The organism is Leptothoe spongobia TAU-MAC 1115 (assembly GCF_018739885.1).
GTDB classification, from domain to species: domain Bacteria; phylum Cyanobacteriota; class Cyanobacteriia; order Phormidesmidales; family Phormidesmidaceae; genus Leptothoe; species Leptothoe spongobia.
Genome location: NZ_JADOES010000044.1, coordinates 33,842 through 44,420, shown reverse-complemented (window position 1 = coordinate 44,420; position 10,579 = coordinate 33,842). Strand labels below are relative to the sequence as shown.

At 44.4% G+C, this 10,579-nt stretch carries 9 protein-coding genes; 5 read left to right on the top strand and 4 right to left on the bottom strand.

The genetic code is table 11. The annotated features are described in order from the left end of the window. Positions 1–67: 67 nt before the first annotated feature. A complete protein-coding gene (locus IXB50_RS18330; RefSeq protein ID WP_215610439.1) occupies positions 68–1,150 on the bottom strand; it encodes an NACHT domain-containing protein in 1,083 nt (360 codons plus the stop codon). 814 nt (positions 1,151–1,964) lie between these two features. Between IXB50_RS18330 and IXB50_RS18325 the strand changes: the two genes are divergently transcribed. Continuing rightward, positions 1,965–2,804: a hypothetical protein gene (locus IXB50_RS18325; protein ID WP_215610438.1), complete on the top strand. Its 840-nt coding sequence runs from the start codon at positions 1,965–1,967 to the stop codon at positions 2,802–2,804. A 280-nt stretch (positions 2,805–3,084) separates the two neighbouring features. Here IXB50_RS18325 and IXB50_RS18320 read toward each other — a convergent pair whose 3' ends face one another. The 3 genes from IXB50_RS18320 to IXB50_RS18310 all read right to left on the bottom strand — a co-directional run bounded on the left by IXB50_RS18320 (position 3,085) and on the right by IXB50_RS18310 (position 6,148). Further along, positions 3,085–4,809 carry an IS1634 family transposase gene (locus IXB50_RS18320; protein WP_246564686.1) on the bottom strand — a complete coding sequence of 575 codons (1,725 nt, stop codon included), beginning with the start codon at positions 4,807–4,809 and terminating at the stop codon, positions 3,085–3,087. A gap of 119 nt (positions 4,810–4,928) precedes the next feature. Beyond that, positions 4,929–5,684 (bottom strand): hypothetical protein, encoded by a 756-nt coding sequence (locus IXB50_RS18315; RefSeq protein ID WP_215610437.1) that lies wholly within the window; start codon positions 5,682–5,684, stop codon positions 4,929–4,931. After that, a complete protein-coding gene (locus IXB50_RS18310; protein ID WP_215610436.1) occupies positions 5,588–6,148 on the bottom strand; it encodes a DUF6431 domain-containing protein in 561 nt (186 codons plus the stop codon). The genes IXB50_RS18315 and IXB50_RS18310 overlap by 97 nt, the downstream gene beginning before the upstream one ends. Positions 6,149–6,372: 224 nt before the next feature. Between IXB50_RS18310 and IXB50_RS18305 the strand changes: the two genes are divergently transcribed. The 4 genes from IXB50_RS18305 to IXB50_RS18290 all read left to right on the top strand — a co-directional run bounded on the left by IXB50_RS18305 (position 6,373) and on the right by IXB50_RS18290 (position 10,433). Beyond that, on the top strand, positions 6,373–7,257 hold the full coding sequence (locus tag IXB50_RS18305) for a hypothetical protein (protein ID WP_215610435.1): 885 nt from the start codon (positions 6,373–6,375) through the stop codon (positions 7,255–7,257). A gap of 341 nt (positions 7,258–7,598) precedes the next feature. Then, the gene (locus IXB50_RS18300; protein WP_215610434.1) at positions 7,599–7,739 is read left to right on the top strand and encodes a hypothetical protein; all 141 of its coding nucleotides are present in this window, start codon (positions 7,599–7,601) and stop codon (positions 7,737–7,739) included. A gap of 331 nt (positions 7,740–8,070) precedes the next feature. Then, positions 8,071–9,183, top strand: coding sequence for a diguanylate cyclase domain-containing protein (locus tag IXB50_RS18295; protein WP_215610433.1), 1,113 nt, complete (start codon positions 8,071–8,073; stop codon positions 9,181–9,183). A gap of 215 nt (positions 9,184–9,398) precedes the next feature. After that, complete coding sequence (locus IXB50_RS18290) at positions 9,399–10,433, top strand: diguanylate cyclase (protein WP_215610432.1); 1,035 nt, start codon at positions 9,399–9,401, stop codon at positions 10,431–10,433. Positions 10,434–10,579: the final 146 nt, after the last annotated feature.

The following is a 10,579-nucleotide window of genomic DNA, read 5'->3' as shown; positions in this document are numbered from 1 at the left end:
GCGACTCATGGCCACTACACTACCTGATCATCGCAATATTGACGAGAAATTCAGGGGACCCTGTGAATTAATACGTTTGACTAAACCAGTTGCTAACAAACTGTGGGATGTGTCTCCTTGAATGAAATGGAGAAATAATTACTTTCTTCAGGCCTGAGAAATGGAAGTTAAAGCCTAGTCTAGAGCTGATTAAGAAACGACAGTTATCGTCATTGACTAGAAGCCCCCTAATCATTTTTTCAAGACGCTGATAATCATTTTTATTGATTTCATCAATCCCATCAAGGATGAAAAAACCTCGACCTGCACTGATAACTTTCGCTAGGTCAGCCTGCTTGATATCCCATTTTTCAAATGTTGACTCAAAATACGTTTTTAAGCTCTGACCTGATCCCAAAACAGGAAAGTTTCTTACCTCTAGAAATAGAGGTACATATTCTTTAAATAAAGTTCTATTTCGGCAATTTAAGGCAACCCATTTCAAGTAGCTGGATTTTCCTGACCCCGGATCTCCAAAGATAAATATTCGCTCTGATGTTTCAAGAAGCTGACAACTCGTCGTTTTTGTACCATGCAAAAGCCGAATATTCAGGCGATCATAATCATCATCGTTTTGATGATTACCGTTTTGCAGGTCTTCCTTATTAACAACTGCAGGATATTGTGATGGAAGAAATTCAACTTCTACCAGGTCTAAATCAATGAAATTATTCTGAATCCAATTAGCATTATTAAAGCCACTTGTAGAGGAGTAACGTTCTTCATTTTCGAATGAAAATTCGATTTTGTTACATATTTTTTCTATAAGCTGATCAATATTTTTGGGACTTTGTTGCGTACTGATTTGCGAGGTAATGCTAAATGGCGCTAGTGCTGAAAATGGTGCCGAGTTACGCGGCATTTGCGTGATTGCACCCTGGGGGTCAATATTGGCAAATTTACACAGGCCTTTTAATAAGTCGTAGAGAGATGGTTGCCCCTTAAGCGCCTGAAAGATTTGATCTTCGGTATAAGAAGATTGCAGTTTACTTGCTAACCAATCGGCCAGACCAGCCAAATATCCATTTTTCTGAAATTGTGCAATTGCCTTATCTTGAATTTCTTCGGCATCGTTTTCATTGAGTTGAAAATCGTCTAGCACCCCTGACATATCTCCTTAGGCTCAATCTATGAATTAAACACTCGTTGACTGTTAGCTGGAAAAGATCTGGCGAAACTCTAACTTCTATACGGTGGGATTTTTTCCCATATGCCACCACCTAGAGTCGTCGATCAAAATAATGGTGTTAATCCTGTAGATAGAACACTAGTACTACAGGCTTCAAGCATACGAACGTGACTTGAAAACCTACCCACAAATAAGAATGTCCGATATGTTTCTAAATTTCTGCTTAGAGGAATGAGGTGAGTCATCGTAGGGGCAGCTGGAGGGTAAATGTACAGTTGCTAGAGCAGCGTTCGCTTTTAATCCGCCAAAAGCTTAGAGGAGTTAAGCCAGTTGTTAGAGTTGGCATGAACCCTAACAATAAGTTTTAACTCTTCATATGTTTCAGCTTATCCTGCATCTGGAACATAGGCTCATGGCTTTGTAGCTTTTTAAGCATCTAAGGCAAATATCAGCGATTCACTGCTATAGAGAGCCAGTGATAAGTAATTGAAGCGTTAAACCTTAATTTTGCCAGACTTCGTCCATAAGTATTGACGGCTATGACTTAGCAACTAGGGTAAAATTCGCTACCCTAGTAGTACTTGTTACATAAAGCTTTTTTAAAGTCGTGTGATACGAGTCACGAAATCCTTTCCTTAATTTCATATACTAAGGTCTACTTCTGCTAAGGTCTGCTTCCTTTTCATTTTTTTCAATTCAGCTGTCCGATAAGTATTCGAGTCTTTGGTAAAGATTTGAGATAACTCCAAGTTCGTACACTCAAAATATCCTGAATTTATAGTCAGATTTATACACAATGCCTAAGACTAATCCACCTAAAGCTGAATATTTTGGCAGAGCCACGGATTCTGCCTCGGCTTTACGTTGGACAGAGGCACGCAATGTCATGCTGACAGACAACAGTATGCTTGATCCTCAAGATCCTCTATGCTGCATGGATCTGGTTGTATCTTCATGGCAAGTTGAGAACGTCCAAAGATGTATCAAGACGCTTTATCAAGGTTTGAAATGGGCTGATTTGCTCGAAATAAAAGGTGGATATGCTGGCCAGAGAAACTATGGCAGATTATTTTTGATTGATGATCCTTACATCATTGGTGTATTTGACGATCGAAATGCTTTAAGTAATCAAAATCAAGAAGGCCATCGTCCTCCAAAAACCCTTAAGGAGTTAATTCAGCTGCATAACCAGGGTAAAGGAAATATTAAAACATTAGTAGTTTTTGAAAAGCCAAATCTCCGGTTAGCTAATAGTGATGAAAAAGCTCGCCAGTCGTATTTTGTTGCAGAAACTATCTATCCTGCTTTAGCAGCTATTGTAAAGGTACGTGCCCAGACTGAAAACCTACAGATTTTGGGTTATTCAGACACTGAATCCAAGATTAATAATGACGAAGTACAACTCGTAAAAGCGTCGAGTGATATTAGTCAAAAAACTCTAGAATTATCTCCTTGGTTTATCAAGCTTTTCAGGGATCCTAAGCAAGCGAATAAAGAACTTCTTAACAAGTCGCCATTGCAGATTTTCTGTAGCCCTAATTCTCCATTGAATCTAGATATAGATGATGATTTCTGTATTGAGACTATATTGAAGGATTTAGATCTTGCACAATTAGATAATGATTTGGAAAAGTGATGCAGTTTCCTGTAATACCTATAAACTGACGAGAAATTTAGGAGATCCTTTGAATTGATACGTTTGAGGAGCTTTCCGATGGCATTGCAGATAGATCGGAAATTGGTGCCTATTAGTTGTTAGGCGTAAGCAATGCATCTAAAGCCCCGACTGTACAAAGGTTGAGGGCTTCCATCCAAGGGAGTCCATGCAGATTTGCGCCGAAGACCTCCGCTAACGACTGTCCCGCTTTTTTCGCATCTGGGAGAAACGATCTTAAGTTCGTCCCGTTCGCTGATTTCTAAGTTGAGTTTGGAATAAATGGGTCTGGGAGGGCATAAATGGCATCAGGAATCTTCATCAGTTCCAGGATGCGTCGTTGCAGGTCAGAGAGCGGTGTCATTTCAAAAGACCCGTCACGATGATGATAGAGAGTAATGCCCTCGAAGGCCTTGAGCAGTTGCTCAGCGGTGGGGCGATTGGTTTTGCGTTTGGGATTACCGGCATAGAGCCCAGCCAGTTCTTGTTTTTGAATGTCTAACTGTTGCCTGACCTGCAAATCGATCAGTGTGAAACATCGGAGGGCAATGGTGAGCAGAAACATCAAACCCACGATACGTGCTTCATTGCACAAGTAGATCGGCAAGGCGGGCAGTTGTCCCCGCTTAAACCGATGGAATCCATGCTCCAGCTGCCATTGGTCTCGGTAATAAGCAACCGCCTGCGACAACGAGAGTTGTTCCACACTGGCATTGGTGACGTAAATGCGCCAACCGGCCAGCTGTTCAGCTTCGGTAATCGCGTCTACTTGGCGTTCAAACGAGAGTCGGAACCGAGGTTCGACGATTTTCCCAGTCGGATCGTTGCGACTGGGACGTCCCCGACCTTTATAGCGAGTCACCATCTCGGTGGAGATGTCGGTAGACATATAATCGTTGACCCGATAGCGTTTGAGAATAGCCTGAACTTTGTTTTTGAGGGTACAGTGGTCTTTGTGGCGTTTGTTTGCCAGTTTGCTGAGAGCGTCCTCGGCTTTGTCGAGCCGTTGGTGTAAGCTTTTCTGATGCCGCCTTGCCAGAGCATCGGAGCGTACAACCAAAGAGCGTTCAGGCCAATGGAACAACTCGTCGGTCTCGGCAGTGTACTCTAGTTTTTCAAGGTCTATCTCAAAGCCAACCCCTACCGGTGGATCAGTCTCATCGCTGTTGGATAAGCGAATCTCCTGTAAGGTTTCAGGGGCATTGAGTACCCAGTGTTTCAATAACCTGGGCGTATGGCCCGTCTTGGGTAAGGGAAAACAGTACAGCCCACCCGCTTTAGACAAGTGAACTCGAGTTTGATGGGAGGCGGCTTTGCTGTCGGCAATATAGATAAAGCGTTTGTGGCCAATCACCTCTGCCAACCGATGCCAGGTTGGCACATACACCGGGTCATCGGCTCCATTCCCGGCCAAGGTCTCACTCACTAATGGGATACCGGCTGGGTCTACGGTGCCCAGTAACTGGCGATATTGGCGCAAGTCAGAGCGGTGATCTTTGCTGTGACCGAAGCGCAGAAGGCTCGTTGCTTCAGCGTCCTCATCGACCTGGTGATAGACACTGAAACTGCTGGTATCACACCGGGCTACCTCAGTCGGCAGCTCATAGGCTTGGATCATTGTTTGGCCTAGCTGACACTCGATCTGTTCTCTCGGGTCAACCCCACTCCCAATCACTTCCACTAACGCGCCCAAGCGATCATCACTGGCATCTTTAGCTCCGATGCTCCAACCGGTTGCCCAGCCTAAGGTCTGACGATGGTCGTTCACCCAGTCTTCGACCGCACATAACCGGTGGTCGGCTTGACTCATGATGTAACTCAAGAACACCACACTCAGCTGACCATAACTCAACCCCTGGCGGTTTCCATGCGGTGACGGTAGGGCCTCATCGAGAATATCGGGCAAGTCTAACTCAAGTAAACGATAGATGATCAACGGGATATCGTCACTGCGTTCTGAGGTCGTACGAGGTTGGGGGGCTAACATGGAAACGGAGCTATTCAATCATTGCCCTGAAACCTATACGCATCTGAGCACTCAGGTCAAACGACTTCCAGCCTGTCAGGTTGCTTCTCCGAATATTTATTCCAATCTGATCTCAAAAATCAGCGAACTGACCGTAAGTTGTTAACAATGGCCCAAGCATTGAGCATCGGATCAAGACTCTCAGTGGCTCGAAACTGGCCAAACGATTGTAATTTCTCATCTAAAAACCGCATGGAACGATCTAATGCAGAGGAAAGAGCTGGGGCGTTGTCAAACTTGAGGTGATTGGTAAACAGAAACCGTTTCTCTTTGAGAATCGTGAGCCGTTTAAGTAGAATGGGCTCCGCTTGAGATTGCTCTATCATACGCCGTAGACGTTGGGAAAAGGCGGCTAGAGAGGGGGCCTCAAAGATATGGTCGAACTTGTCTTTAAGGGATTGACGTGCCTCGTTGCTGAGGTCCGGGTGAGCCTTGGCATACTCATCTAAGGTGACATCTACCCGCTTGCGACCATGGAGGAGACATTCATTTAGAGAAATACCCGGTACTTGAGTTTCCCAAGCCGTTTGAGCCGGTTTCCAACCATCCGTGGTGACCGATTCAGGGGCGTAAGAGGTGTCGAGCGGCAAGACCTCTTCGTGCTGGGCTGCTTGCTCGATCTCCCCTAATGCATTCATAATCACCTCATTGAAGCTCGCTTGGTCCGTACTCTCCATCCATTCGGCATACCAAATCAATTCTTCCTGAGAGACCAAAAATAAGTAGATTTGCTCACGATTCAATTGGGAAAACTTCTCATCACTGAGGACATGGACGGGGGGAGAAGCCCTAAGCGTACCAACAACAAGGCCACCGGCATTGACAGCCCTAACCACTGGATTAACTGCCAGATCCAGCCAGGATGCCAGCCTGTCTCTGGATTCACCCACTCATAAATCGTGGCGGTTTCCCGCTGCGTCAGCCCCATCCCCAGATTCATTTCCAGCAGCTTTCCCAGGCAATCGGTATCATGACGGCGGTAGCGAGGAATAAAACTGGGTAATACGGTGAACACGGCTTTGCAAGCACAACACTTCACTCGACAAATCGGTAGGGTCTCGATCTCGCCCTGCCAGCCTTTCACCCGTCGTTCTCGCTGACTATGGACGGTATAGCGACTGAGGTCGCTACACTCTGGCTTATGCTTATCCCTCGTCAGTTGGGCTTGCAGAGGGACTTGGATGTACTTAAGGTAAGCATGATGGTGATCGTCGGCCTGCACCAAATCAAGATACTCCTGCCTTGTAGGACCAAAGTAAACGATAGCGGTTCGATTCTGGTTGTGACGCTGTTGGGACATCGCTTGCACTCCTGATAGGTAGCTGCTCAAGACGATGATGATACCTCGCTTTTACACTAGGCACCAATTTCAGATCTATGTGGGCATTGTAGATTTCCTGTAATATGGCAATTTACTAGATTGCTTGGGTTAAGCAAGAGCTATCTTGTCCTAATGGTAGGATATGGGCGTTTAAGCTCAAGCCTAGAGAGTGACCCTTTTGTAGAAAGAGTAGGACATAATTCATGACCTCATTTGACCCTGGAGTACAACTCCAAGCCTCATTGGAATATCAGGCACTATTGCTTGGCAAGATGATGTCAGAAAAGATCAAAGCGAAACAATCTATCAAGTCTTTGCAAGAGGTTGAATTTAAGGTCTTTTCTCAATGGGGCGATGATGGCATTATCCAGTGGCTGGTGCATAATCTGGAGTTTTCTCATCATACCTTTGTGGAGTTTGGTGTGGCCAACTATCGAGAGTCAAATACCCGGTTTTTGTTGATGAACAACAACTGGTCAGGATTTGTGATGGATGGCTCTGAGGATAATGTCAAACAAATCACCACATCGGAATATTATTGGCGATATGAGCTAGCAGCACGGGCAGAGTTTATCGACCGAGATAATATTAATGAGCTGATCCAATCAGCAGGGTTTTCTCCAGACATTGGCATTCTCCATATTGACTTGGATGGTAATGACTACTGGATCTGGAAAACGATCAATGTTGTTTCTCCTATTATTGTCATTTTGGAATATAACAGTGTTCTTGGCATTGACCGACCGATTACTATTCCCTATGACAAGGCGTTTTACCGAACCAAGGCGCACTATAGCAACCACTACTATGGCGCATCTCTCAGGGCGTTGTATCAGCTGTCTCAGGAAAAAGGCTATAGCTTTATTGGCTGTAACGGTGCGGGCAATAACGCCTATTTCGTCAGAAATGACCGGTTAAATGACCAAATTCGAGCAACCTCTTTAGAAGATGGCTATGTGCTTTCAAAATATCGAGAGAGTCGTGACCCGGCTGGTAACCTGAGCTATGTGACTGGGAAAGACAGAATAGAGCTGATCCGAGGTATGCCAGTCTACAACATTGATACGGATCAGATAGAGACGTTGTAGTAGTCAACTGAACTAAAGGTTATAAGGAAGGCTCTATATGGGTTTCTGGGAGGTCTGAATCAAGAAACGGTTGAAACCTTTATCACGCAAGGTTTTTAGCCTAGGAGGAGCAGAACCTCTGAAACATGGTTTGGGTAAGGCTTACATGCCATTTCATTAGTCTATCTCCCTGAAAAAGCTATTGAGCCATAAGGAAAAGGAGCAGTCGGCACTTATAGGGCTCAAGGTCAGTTATGGAAATCGATGAAGACCTGAAGGCATTTCGGTTAGAAAGTTGAGAAATCACGATTAACGTTGGCAATTATTCCCATCACTGATTGTGTCGAGTTGTGGGGAATGCTATGGATGTTCTCACTATTCTGGTGCTCCAAGCCACTGATAAACCATTTGGATTATCAGTGGATGCCATGAATGATACCCAAGAACTTGTCGTCAAACCGTCAGGTAAACAACATCGCCATGGTGGTAGTATCCGTAGATGAGCAGACTTCAAGTTCACAGAAACATTCTGCCTCGACGAAGCTTTAATAAAGATTACGTTATTTAAAGTAATTTTACACTGTCTCGTATTTACGTAAGTGTACGGTGTGTCGTGTAAACTAGTTTTTTTAAGATAGCTATAACCGTGATTTTTCGGTATATGCGCTAATATTTTCAGCAAAATTGATGAATGGGGCAATACTTATTTACCCTTACGGTTCTCCGTACATACACAGACTGAATTTATAAACGGCTATAAAATTCATAATTAGCGAGCTGAAGCTCGGCCATTGTAGCTCGCCTCATTTCAGCAATTGTATGGTGCTATGTAAGATGGAAACTACTTTGCTTAATCGCTCTTATCAATCTCCATCTTGGTTAAACACTGATCGTGAGCCAACGATCTTGAGAAATGTCCTTTTGATTGAAGATAATCTGGGCGATGTGTTTTTAATCAAAAACATGCTTTTGGCTGAGGTCGAGGAACCTAAGCTTTTTTTGAGTCACGTTAATTCGCTTGGTGAAGCTCTTCAACGTCTTGAGAAAGAATACTTTGACGCTGTTTTATTAGATTTAGGGCTACCCGATAGTCACGGTATGAATACCTTGCGGCGACTACGGCAAAAAGTCCCTGATGTACCGATTGTAGTACTCACGGACTTAGATAATGATGCATTAGCCGCTCAGTTGATCCAGCAAGGGGCCCAAGCCTATTTGATCAAAAGTCACATTAGTCAAAGCTGGTTGAAAAGCACGATTACCCTGGCGATGGCTCGCTCAAAACATGTTGCATTACAACACCAACATGAACAACATCTAGAACAGTCTAATCAAGTATTACAAGGTCAAATTCGCGCCTACATGGACGAGATTGACCGCTTGAAAGAGGAGTTGCAAACATTATCAGCACTGGCCTCAACCGATGGACTGACTGGAGTTGCCAATCGTTACTGCTTTGAGGAGTATTTTACTCGTGAGTGGCTGCAAGGTTGTCGAGATCAAACCCCTCTTTCAGCGATCATGATCGATCTCGATTATTTTAAGCAATTTAACGATGGCTATGGACACTTACAGGGTGATGTGTGTTTACGACAGGTGGCCCAATCTCTCCATAGGCTTTTGAAGCGACCCAGGGATATCATTGCCCGCTATGGGGGCGAAGAATTTGTAGCATTGTTACCTGATACGCCCATGTCGGGAGCTGTTCGTGTGGCTACAAGCTTGGGGTTAGAGATCAAAGCTTTAGCCATTAGGCATCCCAGTTCTAACATCAGCAGGTGGGTAACGGCTAGTTTTGGGGTAGCTTCGATCATTCCTCAATCGCATACGTCTGCCTCAGACTTTATGGATGCAGCCGACCGGGCACTATATTTCGCTAAAGATAATGGGCGCGATCGCATCGCCTATTATCAATCATCCAAGTTTGTCACCCAGCCGATTATCTGAATCCATAGCTCCCTAACATCATCGTAATCTCCATGAGAGGTACGTAATATTACTGTTTTTATATCAACCGATCAGCACTAGGATGACGTCTTGATAAAAAATCAGTTTTTTTTGTTACATCCCTCGTAGAATTGTGCACACTTAGGTTCCAAGTATTAAACAAAGTGCACCATGAGTTCGGTCTATAAAGTACGACACCATAATCAGTCAATTGAATGAGCCCTATAAATGTTCTTTTGATCGAAGATAATCTGGGCGATGTATTTTTAATCAATACTTTCTTAGGTCAAGCGGATGACACCCAGTTTAAAGTGACCCATGCTGAGTCTTTAGGGGCAGCCCTCGCCTATATCCAGCAAGCGTGCTTTGATTTAGCGTTAGTAGATTTATCCTTGCCCGACAGTCAAGGCATCGATACATTGCTGAGTCTGCAAGCAAAGGCACCTCACTTGCCCACTGTAGTGGTGACGGGGTTAGATGATGCTGAACTTGCACGTCAACTGATATGGCATGGGGCACAAGATTATTTGGTCAAAGAAAATATCAATCGCACCTGGCTACAGAATACAATTCACCATACAGTGGCTCGATTTCAGAGGGTTGAAGATCGATATCAACTCCAAAAATATTCTAGGCGCAAGCTGATAAGGCGTATCTCTACCTATAAAGATAAGCTCATCGATATGGATGAGAAACTAAAAATCCTAGAGAAACGGTCCTCAACTGATATGCTCACTCAGGTGGCAAATCGATATCACTTTGAGAAAACCTTTGAACAGGAATGGCTGCAGTCTTATCGAAACCAACAGTCGCTCTCTCTGATTATAGTCGATATTGATTTCTTTAAGCAGTATAACGATAGCTGTGGACATCCTCAGGGAGATGCATGTCTGCAAAAAGTTGCACAATCCTTAGAGAAGGGGCTAAAGCGTCCTCAGGATTTGGTTGCACGATATGGTGGCGAAGAGTTTGTGGTGCTTTTACCGAATACCCCTAAGCAGGGGGCTATCAAAGTAGCTACAGAACTTGGGGTAGGAATTAAAACCCTGGCTGCTCGTCATCCCAACTCAAGCATCAGCAGTTGGGTAACGGCGAGTTTTGGGGTAGCTTCGATGGTAGCAAAAACAAATATATCCCCATCCATCTTGTTGAATCAGGCCGATCAAGCCCTATATTTCGCTAAAGAAAACGGACGTAATCGTATTGCCTATTTTCAATCATCTAACTTTGTTACTCAGACGATTATCTAAACAAGTCAGAGCACCTCTACAGAGGTAAGACCCTAGAGGTAGGAACATTTCTGACAAAAAACTACCAGCCATTGAGGCCCCCAAATCCCCAATTTTGGGGGCTTTGAGTCTCATTCTCCCCAGAATTGGTGGGCTAGGGGGGCCTA